The sequence below is a fragment of the Micromonospora sp. M61 genome (assembly GCF_018070245.1).
GTDB classification, from domain to species: domain Bacteria; phylum Actinomycetota; class Actinomycetes; order Mycobacteriales; family Micromonosporaceae; genus Micromonospora; species Micromonospora zamorensis.
This window is the reverse complement of the sequence record NZ_JAGPYA010000042.1, coordinates 12207-32965: the sequence shown is the minus strand read 5'-3', so window position 1 is coordinate 32965 and position 20759 is coordinate 12207. Positions and strand designations below refer to the sequence as shown.

15 protein-coding genes and 3 pseudogenes are annotated in these 20759 nt (G+C 71.8%); 7 read left to right on the top strand and 11 right to left on the bottom strand.

What is annotated here, in order from left to right:
* The first annotated feature begins 9 nt into the window (after window positions 1-9).
* Both KBX34_RS22650 and KBX34_RS22645 read left to right on the top strand, forming a co-directional pair.
* The gene (locus tag KBX34_RS22650; RefSeq protein WP_210926809.1) at window positions 10-2064 is read left to right on the top strand and encodes a biotin carboxylase N-terminal domain-containing protein; all 2055 of its coding nucleotides are present in this window, start codon (window positions 10-12) and stop codon (window positions 2062-2064) included.
* On the top strand, window positions 2061-3224 hold the full coding sequence (locus KBX34_RS22645; RefSeq protein WP_141911630.1) for an acyl-CoA dehydrogenase family protein: 1164 nt from the start codon (window positions 2061-2063) through the stop codon (window positions 3222-3224). Before KBX34_RS22650 ends, KBX34_RS22645 begins: the two co-directional genes overlap by 4 nt.
* 166 nt (window positions 3225-3390) lie before the next feature.
* Here KBX34_RS22645 and KBX34_RS22640 read toward each other — a convergent pair whose 3' ends face one another.
* On the bottom strand, window positions 3391-4581 hold the full coding sequence (locus KBX34_RS22640; protein ID WP_210926788.1) for a hypothetical protein: 1191 nt from the start codon (window positions 4579-4581) through the stop codon (window positions 3391-3393).
* Complete coding sequence (locus KBX34_RS22635; protein WP_210926786.1) at window positions 4578-5519, bottom strand: transporter substrate-binding domain-containing protein; 942 nt, start codon at window positions 5517-5519, stop codon at window positions 4578-4580. Before KBX34_RS22635 ends, KBX34_RS22640 begins: the two co-directional genes overlap by 4 nt.
* Window positions 5520-5696: 177 nt before the next feature.
* Between KBX34_RS22635 and KBX34_RS22630 the strand changes: the two genes are divergently transcribed.
* The gene (locus KBX34_RS22630; protein ID WP_141911636.1) at window positions 5697-6032 is read left to right on the top strand and encodes a hypothetical protein; all 336 of its coding nucleotides are present in this window, start codon (window positions 5697-5699) and stop codon (window positions 6030-6032) included.
* Here KBX34_RS22630 and KBX34_RS22625 read toward each other — a convergent pair.
* From KBX34_RS22625 to KBX34_RS22595, 8 genes and pseudogenes are all read right to left on the bottom strand, one after another.
* Window positions 6016-7515 carry a serine/threonine-protein kinase gene (locus tag KBX34_RS22625; protein WP_210926785.1) on the bottom strand — a complete coding sequence of 500 codons (1500 nt, stop codon included), beginning with the start codon at window positions 7513-7515 and terminating at the stop codon, window positions 6016-6018. The genes KBX34_RS22630 and KBX34_RS22625 overlap by 17 nt on opposite strands.
* Window positions 7516-7545: 30 nt before the next feature.
* The gene (locus KBX34_RS22620; protein ID WP_210926783.1) at window positions 7546-8049 is read right to left on the bottom strand and encodes a hypothetical protein; all 504 of its coding nucleotides are present in this window, start codon (window positions 8047-8049) and stop codon (window positions 7546-7548) included.
* Between the two features lie 238 nt (window positions 8050-8287).
* A pseudogene (locus KBX34_RS34465) lies at window positions 8288-10297 on the bottom strand (adenylate/guanylate cyclase domain-containing protein); the annotation flags it as partial.
* Window positions 10298-10438: 141 nt separating this feature from the next.
* Window positions 10439-12007, bottom strand: a pseudogene (locus KBX34_RS34460) (adenylate/guanylate cyclase domain-containing protein); the annotation flags it as partial.
* On the bottom strand, window positions 12004-12840 hold the full coding sequence (locus KBX34_RS22610; protein ID WP_210926779.1) for an MBL fold metallo-hydrolase: 837 nt from the start codon (window positions 12838-12840) through the stop codon (window positions 12004-12006). The gene KBX34_RS22610 and the pseudogene KBX34_RS34460, both read right to left, overlap by 4 nt.
* Window positions 12841-12974: 134 nt before the next feature.
* On the bottom strand, window positions 12975-13436 hold the full coding sequence (locus KBX34_RS22605; protein WP_088950573.1) for a RidA family protein: 462 nt from the start codon (window positions 13434-13436) through the stop codon (window positions 12975-12977).
* Window positions 13433-13588 carry a DUF4177 domain-containing protein gene (locus tag KBX34_RS22600; protein ID WP_088950574.1) on the bottom strand — a complete coding sequence of 52 codons (156 nt, stop codon included), beginning with the start codon at window positions 13586-13588 and terminating at the stop codon, window positions 13433-13435. The genes KBX34_RS22605 and KBX34_RS22600 overlap by 4 nt, the downstream gene beginning before the upstream one ends.
* A 44-nt stretch (window positions 13589-13632) precedes the next feature.
* A complete protein-coding gene (locus tag KBX34_RS22595; RefSeq protein ID WP_210926777.1) occupies window positions 13633-14115 on the bottom strand; it encodes a hypothetical protein in 483 nt (160 codons plus the stop codon).
* 560 nt (window positions 14116-14675) lie between these two features.
* Here KBX34_RS22595 and KBX34_RS34295 point away from each other — a divergent pair.
* The 3 genes and pseudogenes from KBX34_RS34295 to KBX34_RS22580 form a co-directional block, all read left to right on the top strand.
* A pseudogene (locus tag KBX34_RS34295) lies at window positions 14676-15263 on the top strand (hypothetical protein); the annotation flags it as partial.
* A 26-nt stretch (window positions 15264-15289) separates the two neighbouring features.
* Window positions 15290-16267: an ArsA-related P-loop ATPase gene (locus KBX34_RS22585; RefSeq protein ID WP_141911645.1), complete on the top strand. Its 978-nt coding sequence runs from the start codon at window positions 15290-15292 to the stop codon at window positions 16265-16267.
* A 54-nt stretch (window positions 16268-16321) separates the two neighbouring features.
* On the top strand, window positions 16322-17473 hold the full coding sequence (locus KBX34_RS22580; protein ID WP_172862126.1) for an ArsA-related P-loop ATPase: 1152 nt from the start codon (window positions 16322-16324) through the stop codon (window positions 17471-17473).
* Between the two features lie 6 nt (window positions 17474-17479).
* Here the strand turns inward: KBX34_RS22580 and KBX34_RS22575 are convergent, their stop codons facing one another.
* Complete coding sequence (locus KBX34_RS22575) at window positions 17480-17800, bottom strand: WhiB family transcriptional regulator (protein WP_007466209.1); 321 nt, start codon at window positions 17798-17800, stop codon at window positions 17480-17482.
* A gap of 407 nt (window positions 17801-18207) precedes the next feature.
* Between KBX34_RS22575 and KBX34_RS22570 the strand changes: the two genes are divergently transcribed.
* Window positions 18208-20649, top strand: a complete 2442-nt coding sequence (locus KBX34_RS22570; protein ID WP_210791362.1) for a transglycosylase domain-containing protein — start codon at window positions 18208-18210, stop codon at window positions 20647-20649.
* Window positions 20650-20759 lie beyond the last annotated feature (110 nt).

The following is a 20759-nucleotide window of genomic DNA, read 5'->3' as shown; positions in this document are numbered from 1 at the left end:
GAACTGATGATGATTCGGAAACTGCTCGTTGCCAATCGCGGTGAGATCGCGCGTCGGGTCTTCGCGACCTGTCGCGCCCTCGGCGTGGAGACGGTCGCCGTGCACTCGGACGCGGACGCCGCCGAGCCGTTCGTCGGCGAGGCCGACCAGGCGGTCCGGCTGCCCGGGGCCACGCCGACCGAGACGTACCTTCAGGTCGAGAAGATCCTGGACGCGGCCCGGCGCAGCGGCGCGGACGCCGTCCATCCGGGTTACGGCTTCCTTGCCGAGAACGCCGAGTTCGCGGCGGCGGTGACCGACGCGGGGCTGACCTGGGTGGGTCCGCCGGCCAAGGTGATCGCGGCGATGGGCGACAAGCTCGCGGCCAAGGCGATGCTCGCCGAGGCGGGCGTGCCGATGCTGCCGAGCTGGACCGACACCGATGGGATCTCGGACTTCCCGGTGCTGGTGAAGGCGTCCGCCGGCGGTGGTGGGCGGGGCATGCGGATCGTCCGGGACGCCGCGGGGTTGGCCGAGGCCGTCGCGTCCGCGCGCCGCGAGGCGGCTGCGGCGTTCGGCGACGGCACGGTCTTCATCGAGCGGTACGTCGAACGCGGCCGGCACGTCGAGGTGCAGATCTTCGGCGACGCCCACGGCCGGGTGGTGGCCCTCGGTGACCGGGAGTGCTCGATCCAGCGCCGGCATCAGAAGATCGTCGAGGAGGCGCCGGCGGTCGTTCCGGAGCAGGTGCGCACGGCGTTGCACGAGGCTGCGGTGGCCGCCGGTCGCGCTGTCGACTACCTGGGCGCGGGCACTGTGGAGTTCCTGCTCGCCCCGGGCGGCGAGTTCTTCTTCCTGGAGATGAACACCCGCCTCCAGGTGGAGCACCCGGTCACCGAGCTGTGCACCGGCCTCGATCTGGTGGGGTTGCAACTGCTCGTGGCCGAGGGTGAGCCGCTGCCGGCGACCCTTCCGGTCAGCACCGGGCACGCGATCGAGGTGCGCCTCTGCGCCGAGGACGCCGGGGCGGGCTGGCGGCCGGCAACCGGCACCCTGCACCGGTTCATGGTTCCCGCGGTGGCTGCCGAGTTCGGCGGGCTGACCCGGCCGGGGCTTCGGCTCGACTCGGGCGTGGTGGCCGGCTCGGTGGTCGGGGTGCACTACGACTCGATGCTGGCGAAGCTGATCGCCTGGGGGCGTAACCGTGCCGAGGCGACCAGGGTGTTGTCCACCGCGCTGGCCCGGGCCGAGTTGCACGGGGTGACCACCAACCGGGACCTGCTGGTGCGGGTGCTGCGCAGCCCCGCGTTCGCCGCCGTGGAGATCGACACCGGTTTCCTGGACCGGCACGCGGAGGTGTTCGCCCCGCTGCTGCCCACCGAGCGGCTCCCGCTGGCCGCGCTCGCCGCGGCCCTGACTGCGGCGAGCCAGCGTCGGGCGACCGCACCGGTGCTCGCCGGGCTCCCGTCCGGCTGGCGAAACGTGCCCGCCGTTCCCCAGACCACCCGTTTCGCCGTGACGGGCGGCGACGAGATCGAGGTCCGCTACCGCCTGGACCGGGCCGGCCCGCTCGCCGAGTGGTCCAGCACCTCTGCGGCCTCCGACTCCGCAGATGGACCCGAAGCTCCCGAGCCGGGCGTCGAGCCCAGCGTGGCGCTGGTCGAGGCCACCCCGGAGCGGGTGGTGCTCGACGTCGACGGGGTGCGGTGCGCGTACCGCGTACACCGGGTGGGGTCGGCGGTCTTCGTGGACGGCCCGGACGGGGCGGCGAGCCTGGCCGAGCTGCCGCGTCTCCCCCTGCCCACGGCGGAGGTGGCCGCCGGGTCGCTGCTCGCGCCGCTGCCCGGCGCGGTGACCCGGGTGCATGTTCAGGTCGGTCAGCGGGTCACGGCCGGCGAACCACTGCTCACGCTGGAAGCGATGAAGCTGGAACATCCCGTGCTCGCCCCGACCGACGGTGTGGTCGCCGAGCTGCCGGTGCCGGCCGGCGGTCAGGTCCAGACGGGCGCCGTGCTGGCCGTCATCGACAGCTCCCCCGCCACCGGCGACCTGGAGCCGTCGAATCCCGAGGAGGACCCCCGATGACCTTCGACCTCACCCCCGAGCAGGACCAGTTGCGCGACGCCGTGCGGGCGTTGGGCCGTCGCTACGGCCACGGCTACTTCGTCGAGAAGGCGAAGTCCGGCGAACACACCACCGAGCTCTGGGCCGACGCCGGACGGCTCGGTTACCTGGGCGTCAACATCCCCACCGAGTACGGCGGTGGGGGCGGTGGCATCACCGAGCTGGCGATCGTCTGCGAGGAGTTGGCGGCAGTCGGTTGTCCGTTGCTGCTGCTGGTGGTCTCCCCCGCGATCGCGGCCACCGTGCTGAGCCGGCACGGCACCGAGGAACAGCGCAAACGGCACCTGCCCGGCCTCGCCGACGGCTCCCAGAAGATTGTCTTCGCGATCACCGAGCCGGAGGCCGGTTCCAACTTCCACCGCCTCGGCACTGTGGCCCGCCGCGACGGTGAAGGCTGGGTGCTCAATGGCCGCAAGTGCTACATCTCCGGCGTCGACGAGGCGGATCACGTCCTGGTGGTGGCCCGGACCGAGGACTCCTCCACCGGCAAGCTCAAGCCGGCGCTGTTCCTCGTGCCGACCGACGCGGCCGGGCTGACCCGGTCCAAGTTGGACATGGAGATCCTGTCTCCGGAGAACCAGTTCCTGCTCTACCTGGACGACGTCCGGGTCCCCGCCGACGCACTGCTCGGTGAGTCACTGGACGCCGGGCTGCCGGCGCTCTTCGCCGGGCTCAACCCAGAGCGGATCACAGTGGCCGCGATGGGGGCCGGCACCGGCCGGTACGCCATCGAACGGGCCAGCGAATACACCGCCACCCGCAAGGTCTGGGGTGGTCGGAGCATCGGCTCCCACCAGGGGGTGTCGCACCCGTTGGCGCACGCGGCGGTGCAGGTGGAGCTTGCCCGCCTGATGATCCAAAAGGCTGCCACCCTGTACGACGCCGGCCGTGACCTGGAGGCCGGGGTGGCTGGCAACATGGCCAAGTACGCGGCCGGGGAGGCCGCCGCGCTCGCCGTGGACACCGCCGTCCAGGTGCTCGGCGGGGCCGGCATGACCACCGAGTACGGGGTGGCGACCCTGCTCGGCGCGGTGCGGGCCGGCCGGATCGCACCGGTCAGTCGGGAGATGATCCTCAACTTCGTGGCGCAACACGTCCTGGGCCAGGACAAGTCGTACTGACCCGGGCCTCCGCGTCCGCGCGGGCGTGCCGGGCCATGGCCGGGCCCGCCCGCGTTCCCGCACGTGCCCCCGCTGCATGATCGACTCGGTTTTCTTGATTCCGGGGTGTCCGAGAGCCAGTGACACCCCGATTTCCAGGAAGCCGAGTCGATCAGCGTGACGGTGGTCAGCCCGGGGTACGACAGGTGGCATCGATGCGGTGGACCGGGCGGACCCGCCGACCCATGCCCTCCAACAGTGAATCCTCGACGTGGAAGTCGTGAATGCGCAGTTGGTGGCGGGGCAGCTCCTCCTCGCTCGGGCAGAGCACCTGCGCGCGGACCAGATCGACCGGCACGTACCGGACGCCGCCCTGCTCCTGAAGGATCACCATGTTGACGTCGTCAGTGGTGACCACGTGCCCGCGTACGTCCTCGGTCGGCCCGTTCTCCTCGCCGACGGTGGTGACGGTCAGCGGCAGCACCGGTGTGCTGATCACCGGCACCGCGGCCCAGACCAGCGTGGCCAGCACCGCCACCTCGGTCGCCGACGCCAGCGGCCGGATCACCACACCCGGCAGCGGTCCGGCGATGAACAGGGCCAGCAGCGGCGGCACCACGATGAGCGCCAGCACCAGCCCCTCGTCGCCCTGCCGCACCGCTTCCCGCACGGTGGGCAGCATCAGCCAGCCGTACCCGGCCAGCAGCGCGACGATGATCAGCAGCCGTGGCAGCACCCGTTCGTGCAGGCGCGCGGGACGGAGTTGGAACGCGGCCACGAATGCCGGCAGCAGCAGTGGGAGATAGAGCAGCGGCCAGGTGATCAGGGCGAGCAGGAAGCTCGCCAGCACCACCCAGGCGGGGGTGATGTCGGCCCAGCGGGCGAAGAGCGGACGGCGACGGGCACCCGGCGGCAGCCGGTCGGCGCTGACGGCCAGCACCGCGCCGAGCGCGAAGACTGCGACCAGGCCGGTCGAGAGCAGCCGAGCGGCCGTGGTCAGGAAGCCGGCGAGCAGGTTGACCGGCCCGACGTTCGCCACCAGCAGCAGTGTGGTCTGGAGTTCGCCGCCGGCCTCCACCCCGAGGCGGAGCACCGAGAAGATCGCCGGTACGCCCACCACAGCGGTCCAGAAGGACTGACTGGCGCGAGCGCGTCGTTCCGCCGGGTCCCAGCGGACCCGCCCGGGCTCGACGTCGGCGATGATCGGCTCGGCGGGTTCGGCGACGGGCACACCGGCTGGCCAGTCGACACCGTCCACCCCGGCGGGCGGCGCCGACTCCGTACCGTCGATTGTCGGTGCGGCTGCGACGCCCGGCACGGAGCTGCGGGGCGGCGGGACCGGGCCGTCGCCGCCGGCGGCGGTGGTCGCCGCGCTCACTTCGTGGGCGCCTTGTCGTCGAAGTCGACCAGCTTCGGCACCTCCAGCGGCTGCGGCTGGCGCTTCTCGGCCTTGAGCCACGGACCCAGCGTCCGGTTGTACGAGGTCTGCCACGGGCTCGCCTGCTCGTCGCGCCCCTGCTGGTAGCTCTTCTGCAGGAAGAACGCGACCAGGTCGCGCAGTGCCGGGTCACCGATCGGCACGCCGACGCCCAGCAGCTCGCTGGTGCCGAACGGCATGTCGACGATCTCGAACTCCTTCGGGTGGCGCGCCAGGAAGCCGGCGAGGATCGTCTCGTCGGAGCTGACCGCGTCGTAGCGGCCCGCCCGGATGCCGGCGACGCAGTCACCGACGGTCTTCACGACCAGGGCCTTGACCTGGTGACCTCCCAGCTCGGCCTCGGAGGTGGAGCCGCCACTGGTGCAGATCTTGTAGTCCGGGTTACGGAGGTCCTCGATGGTGCTGATCTTGCCTCTCAGCCGCGTCGGCACCATCACCTCCTGGGTGGTGACGAAGTACGGCCCGGCGAAGCTCACCACCTTCTTACGCTCCTCGGTGATGGAGAAGCTGGACACCACGAGGTCGACAGTGCCGCCCTGCAACGCGGGGATCCGCTCCTCGGTGGCCACCGGAACGAACTCCAGCCGCTGATCCCCCTCGTAGCCGAGGGAGGCCGCGATGTACTTGGCGATCTCGACGTCGAACCCGACGTGCTGGCCGTTGCGCAGCTCACCCATCAGCGGCTCGTTCGTGGCGACGCCGATGCGCAACTTCGACTGACCGTAGATGTGCGTCTCGCGCATCTTCTCCTGCACCGAGGACAGGTCCGGTTCCTTCCGGCTGTCGCACCCAGCGGCGGCGGCAAGGGTGAGCGTGAGGGCCACCGCCAGCGTCGACGCGACCGAGCGGAGCCGGGACTGCGAACTGCCTGCGTTCATGGGCGACCTCGCTGCCGGATGAGCTTGCGGGACACCGAGAGTAGCGGCTCTTGTCCATTGAGTGTGGACGTCGTCGGCCTTGTCGGCGGGTCCTGGCGGATCGACGGCGATCTGCGCGGCGGTCGGTTCTGCGGTTGACAGCCGGCCCCGTGGCGACATGCTGGACAGGTGAGTCGATTGCCCAGACCCGATGCGCGGACGGTGGCGGTGCTCGCGGCGCTGGGAGCCCTCGCGCCGCTGGTCATGCTGGTCATCTGGCGCCGACAAGATCTTGTCGGCGTGGTCCTCGCGCTACTCTGCGTCCTGTTGACCATGGTGGCCGGGGTCGCCGTCTCCGCCGCGCGTCAGGCCGACGACCCGGAGCCGGCGGACCGGTCGGCGACCGTCGGGCCGCCCGAGCTGATGCCGTACGGGATCGACGCGGACACCCTCGACGCCCTGGACAGCCGGGCCACCCTGCGTGCGGTACGTGACCGGCGGCGCGGGTCGAACGGACTCAGCGGCGGCCGGTGAGGGTGGGCGCGGCGAGCCCGTCCACGCCCCGCCCGGCCAGGCACCGGTACGCCCGGTCGATGCTGCCGTCGACCGGCGGTAGCACCTCCAGATGCCAGCCGCTCGGCTCGGCGATCCCGGTGGTCAAACGGAACGTCGTGGCGCTGCACACCTGCCGCACCGGGGCAGCGGCGACCACCTCGTCGTAGTCGGCACCGACCAGCGCCACCGGCAAAATCCCCTCGGCGTACGTCTCCCAGGTGTGCCGGCCGGCGCAGGGAAGGCGGACTGCCTCGGCGCGGCTGCCGCGGATCCGCACCGGGCCGAAGCACTCCAGCTCGGGCAGGCAGCGGGCGCCCTCGGGCAGGGCGGTCGGCGAGCCGGCGCCGGTCACGCAGCCGGGCAGCGGGCCGGTGGCCGGGGCGGCGACCTGGGTGACCGACGGGCTCGGGGTGGGTGATGGCGCCCGGTCGGCGACCCAGGCCCCGGCGGTGGCGGAAGCGGCGAGCGCCAGCACTCCCGCGCCGCCGAGGAACCAGCGCCGCCAGCGCCGGCCACCGGTCACCACCTGCTGAGTGTCCTCAGTGGGCGGGCGGGGCACCGGCTGACTGGCCGCGTACGGGCCGGAGAGGGTCACGCCGCCGCTGACCGGGGCACCGCTGACCGGTGCCGACGGTGAGCCGAGGGGCAGGTTGGCGAGCAGGTCGTGCAGTTCGAGGGCGGAGGGACGAGCGGCCGGGTCGTTGGCCATGCCGAGGCGCAGGACGTCGATCAGCTCGTCCGGCACGCCGGGCAGGGCGGGAAGCGGCTGGTTGAACAATTCCAGCACGGTGACCAGGCTGGGGTTGCGCTCGGACTGCCAGCGGGGCGGCCGGCCGTGCATCACCGCGTAGAGGGTGGCGCAGAGCGCGTACACGTCGACGGCCGGCGACGGCGGGCTGTGGCTGAACATCTCCGGTGGCGCGTACGCCGGGGTGAGCACCTCCAGGGTGACCGAGGCGTCCCGGTGCTCGGCGAGCACGGCCAGCCCGAAGTCGGCGAGCACAGCCGAGTTGAAGTGCGAGTGGAGGATGTTGGCGGGCTTGACGTCGCGGTGCAGCACTCCGGCCCCGTGCGAGTGGGCCAGCGCGTCGGCGATCTTGATGCCGAGGTCACGGGCCTCCACCGGGCCCAGCGGCGACGTACGCATCCGTTCGGCGTACGAGCCGTCGCAGAGTTCCATGATCAGGTAGGGGTGCTGGTCGACGGTGACCCCGACGTCGAAGAGGTCCACCACGTGCGGGTGTGACGACATCCGGCCGGCAGCCCGCGCCTCGCGCAGGAAACGGGCCTGATCCCGCTCGCTGTCCAGCGTCCGGTTTTCCACCTTGACGGCGACCTCGCGACCCACCGAGATCTGGGTGGCCTGGTAGACGGTCGCGTAGCCGCCCCGGGCAAAGACCCGCAAATCCGTCAGACCGGGCACGATCGGAACTCGCAAGCCGCCGGTCGGGGTGTCGGTCACCGCTCGAAAATACCCAACCCGACCGATGGCTCAGCGCACCGCGTCCGCCGGAGCGGCGCCGGCCGGACCGGTACCCTCCTCAGCGTCCGCAGTCGCCCCGGCACCGTCGGACGTCACCACGTCGCCAGCCGACGTGCCACGGCGGGCGTCCAGGCGCAGGCCGACGGCGGTGGCCACCGCCCCCAGGCCCTCCCAGGCCGCCACGCCGAAGAACCGGCCCGGAGCGATGTCGGCCAGCACCGCGATGGTGAACACGGTGAACGTGACCAGCCGGAAGACGACGGTGAACCGGTAGAACACCCGCCACTCGGTGACCGTGGCCAGCAGGTAGTAGACGCCCATGTTGAACGCCGCCATCGAGGACGCCAGCAGGAACGTGCCAGTGTGGTCACCGACGGCACGCGTCTCCGGCACCTCGAACCCGAGCATGCGCAACTGCGCCTCCGGCCAGAGCAGCCCGACCGTGCCCATCACCAGCGCCAACACGCCGAAGACCGCGATGGTCCAGCCCGCGATGGAACGCGGCAGCTTCATGAAGGGCCTCCCCAGGCACGGCGACGATCACACTGTGGACCGGCACACGGTGGTGACACGCTAGCCGCTCACCCCGACCGCCACATCCCCGGAACCGGCAGAACCGAGCCACCCACGCGCCTGCCGCGTTGATCAAGAGGTTTCGGTCACCGGGAGCCTGATTCCTGACGCAAACCTCTTGATCACCGAGAGTCAGGCGGGGTGGGGGTGGGGTGGGTGGGGCAGGGTGGGTGGTGGGTCAGGTGAGGGCGGGGGTCAGGCGGGCGCGGAGGGCGTCGGCGGCGGCGCGTTCGCTGCGCTGCTCGGTCGCGTACGCCAGGCGGACCGCCTCGTCCGCGCTGGCCAGGGCCTCCGTCGGCTGGCCGCAGGCAGCCAGCGCCTCGGCCAGCACGCTGGCCGCGATCACCTGACTGCGCACGTCCTCGGCCGGCGCGGTCACCGCCCGGCGGGCCCAGTCCAACGCCTGCTCCCGCTGACCGTGAGCGAGCAGCGCCGCCGCGTACTGGGCCATCGTCTGGCGACGGGAGAAGAGCAGCGAGGGCGCGTTCGCGGCGGCCGTGGCCACCGGGGCGAGCAACCCGACCGCAGTCGCCGAGTCACCGGCGGCCAGACGTGCCGTCGCCAGCAGCACCCGGGGCGCCACCTGCGCCGGGGCCTGCGGGTTGTGCGGCTCCACAGCGGTCAGCACCGAGCGGGCCACCCGCTCGGCCGTCTCGCAGTCGCCCATGTCCAACGCGACGAAGCCGCGCAGCGTGCCGGCCATCCCGGTGAGCAACGGGTGCGAGGTGCGCTCCGCGTACGCCAGGGCGTCGGTGAGCAGGTCGGCCGCGTGCTCCGGCTCGCCCAGCCCACGCGCCACCACCGCGCGCACCACAAGCGCGAACCCGCGCCCCCAGTCGTCGGAGGCGGCGGCGAACTCCCGGTACGCCCGTCGGGCCTCCCGGTCCGCCTCGGCCAGGTCACCCAGCTCGGCGGTGGCGAAGGCAGCCACCGCACGAAGCGTGCCCACCGCCCACGCCTCGCCGACCCGCTCCCCGAAGGGCAGGAACACCTGCGCCATCCGACACGCCTCGCGCAGTCGGCCGGCGAGCAGTCGAGCGAACGCCGTGGTGCCGCGCAGCCAGGCCCGCCCGTACGGGTCCTTCAGCTCGGCGAAGAGCCGGGCAGCCCGGCCGAGCACCGCGTCGGTGCCGGCGAAGTCACCCCGGGTGGTGGTCACCCAGGCCAGGTTCTGCAACGACCAGGCCTGCCCGCGTCGGTCCTTCGCGCCGAGGCTGACCTGGTACGCGGCAGCCAACCGGCTGCTCGCCTGACTCAGCCGGCCAGCCACGAAGTCGGCCATGCCGAGCCGGCGCATCGCCGTGGCGCGTTGGATGGGCAACTGGCCCGCCGTGGCCACCTGCAACGCCTCCTGCCAGGCGGTCACCGCCCGACCCTGATCACCGAGGGTTTCCTGGGCCTGCCCCGCGAGCAGCAGCGCGCTGACCCGGGTGACCTCGTCCCCCGCGTTCGCGGCGATCTTCTCGGCGTACGCCAGCGCGTCGGCCACCCGGCCGACCTGGAGCAGCGCCCGTGCGTGCACCACCCGATCGGCCGCCGGCATGCCGTCGCGAGCCAACTCGGTGGCCCGCTCGGCGTACTCCACGGCCAGCACCGGCTCACCGGCGGACAGCGACCGGCGGGCGGCCCGGCCGAGCGCGGCGACGCCGAGCGGGACCACCGCCCGGGCCGGCGCGTCGGGGCGCAGCTTCACCGCGTCGGCGAGCGTGGCGGCCCGTTCGACGTGCATCGCCACGAAGTCGTCCCGGGCCTCGTCGGTGAACCCGCCCGGCGCCCCGGCGGCGGCCTCGTTCGCGGGCGCCGCCCAGCGGGCCAGCGCGGCGTGCCGCTCGGCCAGCTCCGCCTTGCTCACCCCTGCGTACGCGGCCTCCCGCATCAGCGGGGTCGCGAACGAGTAGCCGGTGCGGGAACGGTGCAGCATCCGACGTTGCAGCAGCTCCTCGACGGCCCTGTCGAGTTCCACGGCGACCACGGCCGACGGCCGGCCGTCGCGGCCGGCGCGCTGCTCACGCATCGCCTCCAGGGCCCCGGTCGGCACCGTGTCACCGATGACCGCGGCGTCACGCAGCACCGAACGGGCGTCCGGTGGCAGCGCGTCGATCCGGGCGGCGAGGACGGCGGCGAGGTCGCGGGAGAGCAGCCGGCTGCCCAGCGACCCGGGCACCAACCGCCAACCCGTCGACGGGCTCTGGTCGCGTTCGCCGGAGCCGGGACGATCAACCGAGGCACGCGAACCGGGCGCCGCCTCCGGGGCACCGACACCGCGCGCTGCCTCCGAGGCACGGGCACCGCGCGCTGCCTCCGAGGCGCGGATACCGCGCGCTGTTTCCGTGGTGAGCGCTCCGCGCTCGATGAGCAGGGTGACGAGCTCGGCCAGGTAGAAGGGGTTGCCCTGAGCGGTGGCGAGCAGCCGGTCCGTGTCGGCCTGCGGCAGCTTGCCGCCGCTGAGGTAACTGGTGAGCAGCCGCGCCGCGTCGGCACCGCGCAGTGGAGGCAGGGAGTGCACCTCGGCGTCCGCGACCCGGGTCAGCGCGCCGGCCGTACGCACCAGCTCCGGCCGACCGAGCAGCAGCACCAGCACCGGGCCGGTGAGCCGGGACAGGGTCAGCCCGAGGGCACTGATCGTCTCGGGGGTGGCGTCGTGCAGGTCGTCCACCACGATCACCAGTGGCGCTTCCGAGGCGAGCCCGCTGAGCAGGTTGGCGACCGCGTTCGGCACCGTCTCGGCATCCGCGGCCGGGACGCTCGACCCGCCCCACTCGCCCGAGTCGGTGCCGCCGTGGGCCGGGAGTTCGCCGTAGCCGAGCAGGGCGAGCAGTTGCTCGACGGCGATCGGGGTGGTCTCGCCGCCGGAGCGGGCGAGCCGCTGCCCGAGCCGTCGCAACCTCTCGTCCACCGCCGGTCGGGTCAGTGCGGTGGAGGCGTCACTGGGCAGGCCGACGGCGGCACGCACCAGGTCGGCCAGCGGCGCGAGCCGACGTCGCTCACCGAAGGCGGCACACCGCACCGACAGCACCCGGGCGCCCGTGTGCGCCGCGTACCGGCCAGCGCCCACGTCGTACCCGGCGGCGAGGCGCTCGACCTCCGCGGCGAACCGGGACTTGCCGATGCCCGCCTCGGCGGTCATCAGCAGCACCCGCGGGTCACCCTGGTCGATCACCTCGGCGAGCCGGCCGGCGACCCGGCCGATCTCCGTCTCCCGGCCGACGTACGGCGCTTCGTCGCCCAGCCCCGAGCGGGTGCCCGGTGCGTCCAGCAGGCCCAGCAGCTCGTACGCCTCGACCGGCTCACGCTTGCCCTTGAGCCGCAGCGGGCGCAGCGCCCGCCAGGACGACACGTGTCGGGTGGCGGCGGCGGTGCGGCCGCCGGCGTAGACCGCGCCGACCGCTGCGGCGTCGGCCAGCCGGGCGGCCGTGTTCACCGTGTCGCCGATGACCGTGTATTCGATGGCGGCCTGGATGCCGGCGATGACGTCGCCGGTGTTCAACCCGACGCGCAGCCCGAGCGGCGCGCCGCCGCCCCGCTCGTCGTCGAGCACCCGGCGGACGGCCCGCTGCATGGACAGGGCGGCCCGGACGGCGCGTTCGGCGTCGTCCTCGTGCGCCACCGGGGCGCCGAAGACGGCCATGATCCCGTCGCCGGTCAGCTTGTCGACGTGCCCGCCGAAGGTCTTCACCGCACCGGCGAGCGCGGCGAGCACCCGGTCGGTGACCGCACCGACCCGTTCCGGGTCGAGGTCCTCCGACCAGGAGGTGAACTCGGAGAGGTCGCCGAAGAGCACGGTGACCACCCGGCGCTCGGCTGCCGGCAACGTGGCGGCGGCCGGCAGCGCGGCACCGCAGTTGTGGCAGAACCGCGCGCCGGGAACGGCGACGGTTCCACACACGGGGCAGGTCACATGTGCTCCAACCCACTGACCCCCGGCGCAGATTCCCCGATGCCGACACCCAGATACTCAAGCTGCGCACGGACCGACCACTCGGCCGCCCACCAGAGCGAGCGGTCCACGTCCGCGTAGACCGCCGCCACCACGTCGGCGGGCGTGCGGGCGCCGGCCGCGACCGCCGCGCGGACCTGGTCGAGCCGGGCGCGACGGTGCGCGAGGTAGAAGTCGGCGGCGGCGGCGCAGTCGGCCAGCGCCGGGCCGTGCCCGGGCAACGCCGGGATCCCCCGGTACGCGGACAGCAGCTCCAGGCTGGTCAGGTAGTCACCGAGGTGCCCGTCCGGATGGGCGACCACGGTGGTGCCCCTGCCGAGAATGGTGTCGCCGGTGAACACCACCCGCTCGTCACCGTGCCCGACCAGGAAGCAGACCGAGTCGGCGGTGTGCCCTGGAGTGCCCAGCAGGCTGATCTCCAGGCCGAAACCGCCGAGGCGTTCGCCCGGTTCGGTCAGTGGCTCGCCGCCGATGGTGTGCGCCGGGTCGACGGCGAGGACGTGCACGCCGCCGAGCAGTTCGCTCAACCGGGCGGAGCCCTCGGTGTGGTCGGGGTGGCCGTGGGTGATCAGGACCAGCCCGATTGGGCCGTGCTCGGCGATCCGGGCCAGGTGTCCCTCGTCCGCCGGCCCCGGGTCGACCACGACGGCGTGCTCGGCCGACGGGGCGCGCAGAACCCAGGTGTTGGTGCCGTCGAGGGTCATCGGCCCCGGGTTCGGTGCACGCAGCAGTGTCACCCAGGTCGGCAGCTCGTCGGCCAGCGCCGCAGGTGGTGCCGTCACGTGCCCGCTCATGGCTGCGATGGTACGACCCCGCCCGCAACACCCCACGATCTTGCCCACCGAACCCGGAGGAAGGGCCCCGTCGACGCCTGGCGGCGAGGAAGGGGCCCCTCCTGAGCGCGGATCGCGGGGGTGCTGGTGACGCGTCAGGCGACCTCGACGATGAGCTCGATCTCCACCGGTGCGTCGAGGGGCAGTTCGGCCACTCCAACCGCGCTGCGGGCGTGGCGGCCAGCCTCGCCGAAGACGGTCCCGAAGAGGTCGGAGGCACCGTTGATCACCGCCGGCTGACCGGTGAAGCCGGGCGCGGAGGCCACGAAACCCGTCACCTTGACGACCTTGACGACGTTCTCCAGGCCGACGAGCGAGTCGACAGCGGCCAGCGCGTTGAGCGCGCACCGCTGGGCCAGATCCTTCGCCTGCTCGGCGGAGATGCCGGCGCCGACCTTGCCGGTCGCGAGCAGTTTGCCCTCGGCGATCGGCAGTTGGCCGGAGACGTACACGTGCTGCCCGGACTGCACGGCCGGCACGTAACTGGCCACCGGTGGCACGACCTCGGGCAGTTCGAACCCCAGCTCGGCGAGTTTCGCGTGCGGACCGTTGCTCACGCCTTGGGCCGCTTCAGGTAGGCGACCAGCTGGTCCGGATTGGGCCCGGGGATCACGGCGACGAGCTCCCACCCGTCCTCGCCCCAGTTGTCGAGGATCTGCTTGGTCGCGTGGACCAGCAGCGGGACCGTGGAGTATTCCCACTTCTGCATCGCTGAAGGGCTCCCTCTCGGTGCGGAATTGTTCGAGGGACAGCCTACGGTCCGCTGGCGGGGCGAGGTGCGGGACGCTGCTCCGGAGCGGCCGGCAGCTCCCCGCAGAGTCCTTCGTGCTCGTATCCCTGGGGGCAGCGGGAGCGGTCGGGCAGCAGCAGGTCACAGAACACCCGGTGCCGGTTGTTCTGGTCGTCGGCGTTGGACACGGTGGTCTCGCCGGCGTCCAGCTCGGGCAGGAAGCCCAGGGACACCGCGACCCGGCCGGCCAGTACGGTCGCCGCGGCCAGACTCGGCACCCGGATCGGCAGGTGGATGACGAAGCCCGGCTCGTCGTCGTCGCGGGCCCGCTCGGCGGGGCGGCCCGGCGCCCGAGCCGCCTCCGTCTGCTCCGGCATCCGGCGGTACGACCGTTCGTTGATCGGCTGGCTGCCGACGGGCCCGCTGGTCTCGACCACGGACCCGGGCCGGCGCGGCCGGTCGTTGGTCGGGAACTGGGTGCGAGGGATGTTGTCCGCGTCGCGCATGCACTGCCTCCGGTCGTACCTCTCGGATCATGCTTCCGGTCCGAACCCATTCGTCCGTTCCGGCCCCCGCACCGGGACGAAGGTAGGTCGGTGGCCGCAGTCCCGCCAATAGGACGCGCACAACGGCCACCAACAGTCACATATGCGACAGATCGACAGTCGGAGGATGGACTGCCAAACCGAGCGCGGCTCATCACCTACCGAACCGACGGCCCGCGCGGCATGGCAGGGGCGACGCCGATCCGCTCATCGACCGCTACCCTTCCGGTCGGACGGTCGCGCTGCGCCCGGACGCCCGCTCGATCACGCTCGGCGCCAGGGGTGGCGGCGGGCGCCGCACCCCCGGGGGAAAGACCATGACCCAACCGCCCAGCGGCGACCAGGCCGGCCCACCCGCTCACCCGCCGGCCCACCCGGATCCCGCCGGTCAGCCCGGCTCTCCGAGCATTCCTGCCCAGCCAACCCCCGCCGCACCGGCCGGGCGGCTCGCCCTCCCGGCGTCCCCGGCCCAGCCGGCGCTCCCCGCTGGGCCGGCCGCTCCCTCCCAACCGGCCTTCCCCAGCCAGTCGAGTGGTGCTGAGGGTGCCGGGCAGCCGGAGGGGCCGGGTGGCTCCACGTCGACCGCGGCACCGACCCAGCCGGGCAGCCCGGAGATCCCGCCACCGCCGTCGGGGTACCCGCCCTACCAGAGCACAGCCGCGCCGAAGAAGAAGCGCGGCCTGCTGATCGCGGCGATCGCACTGGTCGTGATCATGGTGCTCTGCGTGGGCGGCGGCGTTGTGGCGTTCCTGACCCTGCGCAATGCCGAGACCGGCGAGGGCGCGAAGGAGCCTGCGATCGCCGTCGACGAGTTCCTCACCGCGGTCTACAAGGATCGCGACGCCTCCAAGGCTGCCGATCGGGTCTGTGCCGCCTCCCGCGACGACGAGAAGATCGCCGCGAAGGTCGCCGAGGTGCAGAAGTACGCCTCAGCGCACCAGAATCCGCGTTTCCGGTGGACCACCCCGAAGGTGGACAACCAGACCGGGGACCGGGCCACCGTCTCCACCCGGATCACCATGACCACCTCCGACGAGAAGGTGGCCGACCAGGACCTGCGCTTCACTGTGGTGCAGAAGACGGGTTGGTGGGTCTGCGAGGTCGCGTGACCGTCGGGCCTGGATAGGCTCGACGGGTGTGTGCAGCTGAGCGGCCGATCGAGCCGGCCGGTACCGGATGGTCCGCCCGCCTTCATGTGGTGACCGGCAAGGGGGGCACCGGCAAGACCAGCGTCGCGGCGGCCCTGGCCCTCGCGCTCGCCGCCGGCGGCCGGCGCACCCTGCTGGTCGAGGTCGAGGGGCGGCAGGGCATCGCCCAGCTGTTCGGCATCGACCCGCTGCCCTACGAGGAGCGGCACCTCGCCGACGCGCCGGACGGCGGCGAGGTACGCGCTCTCGCGGTGGACGCCGAGGAGGCGCTGCTCGAGTACCTCGACATGTTCTACAAGCTGGGCGCGGCGGGCCGGGCGCTGCGCAAGCTCGGTGCCATCGACTTCGCCACCACCATCGCGCCGGGGCTGCGGGACGTGCTGCTCACCGGCAAGGTGAAGGAGGCCACCACCCGCACCTCCGGGCAGCGGCGGGTGTACGACGCGGTGGTGCTGGACGCCCCGCCGACCGGGCGGATCGGTCGCTTCCTCAACGTCACGGCCGAGACCGCCCGGCTGGCCAAGGTGGGCCCGATCAAGACCCAGAGCGAGGGGGTCGCCGCGCTGCTGCGCTCCCCGATGACCGCTGTGCACGTGGTCACGTTGCTGGAGGAGATGCCGGTGCAGGAGACGGTGGACGCGATCGCCGACGTGACCTCGCTCGGCTTCGGCATCGGGAAGGTGATCGTCAACGGCGCCCGGCCCCCGCTGCCCGCCGGCCGGGCGATCACCGCTGCGGAGCTGCGGCGTGGGCTGGTCGCCGCCGGCCTGCCGGCCGATCGGGACACCGTGGCCGGTTTGCACGACGAGGCCCGGGACCAGGTCATCCGTCGCGAACTGGAAGATTCGCTCCGCGCCGAGCTGGTGGAGTTGGGGCTGCCGATGGTCGAGCTGCCGTTGCTGCCCGACGGGGTGGACCGTGCGGGCCTCACGACACTGGCCCGGGCCCTCGTCAGCGCCGATTGACTCACACCTGAGCTCAGCACCGGCGCATGGACCGACGCGGCCCGATACGCTCGATTGGTGCCTTCCGAAGACGCGGCGCCGCAGCTGGACGTCGACCAGATCCTCGCCGACCCCGGCGTGCGGATCGTCGTGTGTTGCGGTGCCGGCGGAGTGGGAAAGACGACCACCGCTGCTGCGCTGGCCCTGCGGGCCGCCGAGCACCACGGCCGACGCACTGTGGTGCTCACCATCGACCCGGCCCGCCGGCTGGCCCAGTCGCTGGGCCTGACCGAGCTGGACAACACCCCTCGCCAGGTCAAGGGCATCGACGTCGAGAGCAGCGGCGGCGAGTTGCACGCCATGATGCTGGACATGAAGCGCACCTTCGACGACGTGGTGCTGCAGCACACCGATCCGGCGAAGGCCGCGGAGATCTTCGCGAACCCGTTCTACCAGGCGATGAGCTCGACCTTCGCCGGCACACAGGAATACATGGCGATGGAGAAGCTGGGCCAGCTGCACGCCCGGGGCGAATGGGACCTCATCGTGGTGGACACGCCGCCGTCCCGCTCGGCACTGGATTTCCTGGACGCGCCGGCCCGGCTCTCCCGCTTCCTCGACGGCCGGATGCTGCGACTGCTGCTGGCTCCGGCCCGCAGCGGCGGACGGAGCATGTTCAGCCTGGTCACGGCCTCGTTCGGGATGTTCTCGAAGGTGGTGCAGAAGGTGCTCGGCGCACAGCTGCTCACCGACCTGTCCGGCTTCGTGGCCGCACTGGACTCGATGTTCGGTGGTTTCCGGCAGCGCGCCGAGCAGACGTACCGCATCCTCCAGGCCGGGGAGACGGCCTTCCTGCTGGTCGCGGCGCCTGAGCCGGACGCGGTCCGGGAGGCCGCCTACTTCGCGGGCCGTCTGCGGGACGAGCGGATGCCGCTCGCCGGCCTGGTGCTCAACCGGGTGCACCGACCGGCGGTGCCGGAGCTGGATGCCGAGCAGAGCCGGCTCGCCGCCGAGCGGCTGACCGAGCTGGGTGGGCACGAGGCCACCGCCGACGTGCTGCGGGCGCACGCGGCGCTGGCTCGTCAGGCGGTACGCGAGCAGCAGGTCGCCGCGCGGTTCACCGAGGCGTTCCCGGCGGTGCCAGCGGTGTCGGTGACGGCACAGCCCGCCGACGTGCACGACGTCGACGGGCTGCGAACGATCGGCGCGGCGATCAGCCGGCCGTGACCGGCGTCAGGTGGCCGCGCTGACGAGGATCTTGTCCTTGCCGGCCTTGTCCTTGCTGTTCTTCTTCATCGCTGCCTCGAACATCTTGCGCCAGCTCGTCACCTGCGGGTGACGACGCAACAGCGCCCGCCGTTCGCGTTCGGTCATGCCACCCCACACACCGAACTCGATCCGGTTGTCCAGCGCGTCGGCCAGGCACTCGTACCGAACTGGGCAGCTCCGGCAGATCCGCTTCGCCACGTTCTGTTCGGCGCCTTGTACGAACAACGCGTCCGGGTCCCCGTTCTGACATGCCGCCAGCGACGGCCAGTCAGTGATCATGCCCATGTGTACACGTCCCCCCTTGCAGTACCTACCGACCTCGTCGATGCACGTCAGCCGGCAATTCCCCCCGATCGCCCGGCCTGCCTTCCCCAAGGCGGCGCGGACGACATGTGGCGCTGTCGCCGCCCCCATCATGCTCTGTAGTCACCCGATTACGCAACGTTGTCGGCGAAATCCATCATTCCGGACACTCCCGGCTTCCCGGGCCTTCAACCGCCGGTTACCCCGCCGAGGTCAGCGATAACGCCGCGCCGCCTCCCTGAATTGGAGGAGACTCACGCCAGGTCACACGCAACCAAGCACGGGGGGTCGTGCGTTTAGCACAACGAGGGCAGCGCACGCAGGAAATGGGGAAAGAACGCCCCAGCGCACCTCGTTCCCTACTCGCGTACCCTGCTGAGGTGACCTGGATGCGGAAACGTGACCACAATGTGCTGACCAACGCCGCATCGCTACTCGTGTGTGGCCTGTTGGCCGGCGTGGTGGTCGCTGCGGCGGCCTTCCCCGCGGTGGCGATGTCCGGCTTGGCCGCGAAGGCGGGCGCCGAGACATTCGGCAACCTGCCCACGGAGCTGACGGTGGCCCGAGCGCCGCAGATCAGCTACCTGCTGGCCTCGGACGGCAAGACACCGCTCGCAACGATGTACGACGAGAACCGGCGCGACGTGAAGCTCGCCGACATCTCTCCCTACATGCAGAAGGCCATCATCGCGGCCGAGGACCACGACTTCTACAAGCACAACGGCGTCGACATCAACGGTGTCGCACGCGCGTTCGTCAACAACCAGGCCGAGGGCTCCGGCCGGCAGGGCGCCTCGACGCTGACCATGCAGTACGTCCGGCTGGCCATCGCCTACTCGGCCACCCACCCGGCCGACGTGGTCGCGGCGACCGAGGACACCAGCGCCCGCAAGCTCCGCGAGATGCGGCTGGCCCTCCAGGTCGACAAGGAATTCTCCAAGGACGAGATCCTCACCCGCTACCTCAACCTCGCCTCGTTCGGCAACGGCGCGTACGGCATCTTCGCCGCCAGCCAGGTCTACTTCGGTAAGCCGCCGAGCAAGCTCAAGATCGAGGAAGCGGCACTGCTGGCCGGCATGGTCAAGGCCCCGACGACGAACGACCCGACCACCAAGGCCGGCTACCCGCTCGCTCTGGACCGCCGTGACTACGTCATCGACAACATGGTCGAGATCCAGGCCATCACCCAGCAGGAGGCCGACGCGGCCAAGGCCGTCAAGCTGGTGGTGAAGGAAAAGCGCACGCCGAACGGCTGCGTCGCCGCCAACGTCAACGAGTGGGGCTTCTTCTGCGACTACTTCTACCGCTGGTGGATGCAGCAGGAGACGTTCGGTTCGACCTCGTACGACCGGGAGCGGCGGCTGAAGAGCGGCGGCTACACCGTCGTGACGTCGATCGACGTCCAGGCGCAGCGCGGCGCGGACAAGGCGGTCCGCAAGGCCAAGAGCGTGAACAGCAAGGAAGCGGCCATGGTCGCGGTGGTCGAGCCCGGCACCGGCCGGGTCCGGGCGCTCGCGGTGAACCGGCAGTTCAAGCTGGACGACCCGAAGAACCCGAAGAACAAGATCTCCAGCGATCCCGCGAAGAGCAAGAAGAAGATCCGGGGCAACTACCCGGCGACGGTCAACCCCCTGCTCACCGGTGGCGACGGCATCACCGGTTATCAGGCAGGCTCGACCTTCAAGATGTTCACGATCGTGGCGGCGTTGGAAAAGGGCATCCCGCTCAGCTACCCGATCAACGCGCAGAAGCAGTTCAAATCGGAATACATCATCCAGCCGGGCCCCGCAGCCTGCCCAGGCACCAACTTCTACTGCCCCACCAACTCGACCGAGAGCATGGCCGGCCCACACAACATGTGGACCGCGTTCGGCCGCTCGGTGAACACCTACTTCGTGCCACTGCAGCAGCAGGTCGGCGCGGAGAACGTGGTCAAGGCCGCCAAGCGGCTGGGCATCAACTTCCGGTCCCAGGAGGACCTGGATCTGGAGAAGGGTGCGCACCAGTGGGGCGCGTTCACCCTGGGCGTCTCGCAGACCACCCCGCTGGATCTGGCCAACGCCTACGCCACCCTGGCCGCGGACGGCACGTACTGCGAACCGATCCCGGTGCAGGAGATCCGCGACCCGGAGGGCAACAAGCTCGACATCGCCAACCCGCGCTGCGAGAAGCGGTTCAGCACCGACGTGGCCCGCGCCGCGGTGGACGCGGCCCGATGCCCGGTCGGTGACAAGTCGTCGTCCTCCCGGTGCGCGGGAGCCACTGCCGGCAACGTCCGCAACGACGTCGGTTACCCGGTGGCCGGCAAGTCCGGCACCACCGACTCGGAGAAGACCGCCGCACTGGTCGCGATGACCAAGCAGTACGCGGTGGCAGGCATCATGGCCGACCCGGACTGGCCGCAGACCAACGTGAAGATGAAGCACGGTGAGAAGGACGGCATCAACCCGCCGGTCTGGGAGACGCTGCGGGACGCCATGAAGGGCAAGAAGGCGATCCAGTTCGAGCCGCCGGGCCAGAAGATCTCCGAGGGTGACCAGCGCAGCATCCCGAGCGTGAGCTGTATCCCGCTGGATCAGGCGAAGTCCCGGATCAAGGGTGCCGGCTTCGAGCCGGTGGTCTCCGATGCCAAGGTCAAGTCTTCCTGTCCTCCGGGCACCGCCCACGGCACCAGCCCGGACGGGCGCACCATCAAGGGTGGCATCGTCACCATCCAGGTCAGCAACGGTGGTGGCGGCACCACGCCGGGCAACACCGGTGGTCCCGGTGGCCCCGGGCAGCCTGGCAACCCGCCCGGTCGACCCGGTGGCGGCGGTCGTCCCGGCGGCTGAGCCGACGAGCAGGACACAACGGGCGGGCACCCTTCTCGGGTGCCCGCCCGTTCGTCTGTCCGGTCGACCAGCTAGCGGCGCCGATCCCGAGGGCCGCAGTCGCGGTGCCG

Coding starts and splice junctions, on each gene's coding strand:
- KBX34_RS22650 (WP_210926809.1), top strand. CDS start 10: ATGATTCGGAAACTGCTCGTTGCCAATCGCGGTGAGATCGCGCGTCGG.
- KBX34_RS22645 (WP_141911630.1), top strand. CDS start 2,061: ATGACCTTCGACCTCACCCCCGAGCAGGACCAGTTGCGCGACGCCGTG.
- KBX34_RS22635 (WP_210926786.1), bottom strand. CDS start 5,519: ATGAACGCAGGCAGTTCGCAGTCCCGGCTCCGCTCGGTCGCGTCGACG.
- KBX34_RS22620 (WP_210926783.1), bottom strand. CDS start 8,049: ATGAAGCTGCCGCGTTCCATCGCGGGCTGGACCATCGCGGTCTTCGGC.
- KBX34_RS22610 (WP_210926779.1), bottom strand. CDS start 12,840: ATGAGCGGGCACGTGACGGCACCACCTGCGGCGCTGGCCGACGAGCTG.
- KBX34_RS22600 (WP_088950574.1), bottom strand. CDS start 13,588: ATGCAGAAGTGGGAATACTCCACGGTCCCGCTGCTGGTCCACGCGACC.
- KBX34_RS22595 (WP_210926777.1), bottom strand. CDS start 14,115: ATGCGCGACGCGGACAACATCCCTCGCACCCAGTTCCCGACCAACGAC.
- KBX34_RS22575 (WP_007466209.1), bottom strand. CDS start 17,800: ATGGGCATGATCACTGACTGGCCGTCGCTGGCGGCATGTCAGAACGGG.
- KBX34_RS22570 (WP_210791362.1), top strand. CDS start 18,208: ATGCGGAAACGTGACCACAATGTGCTGACCAACGCCGCATCGCTACTC.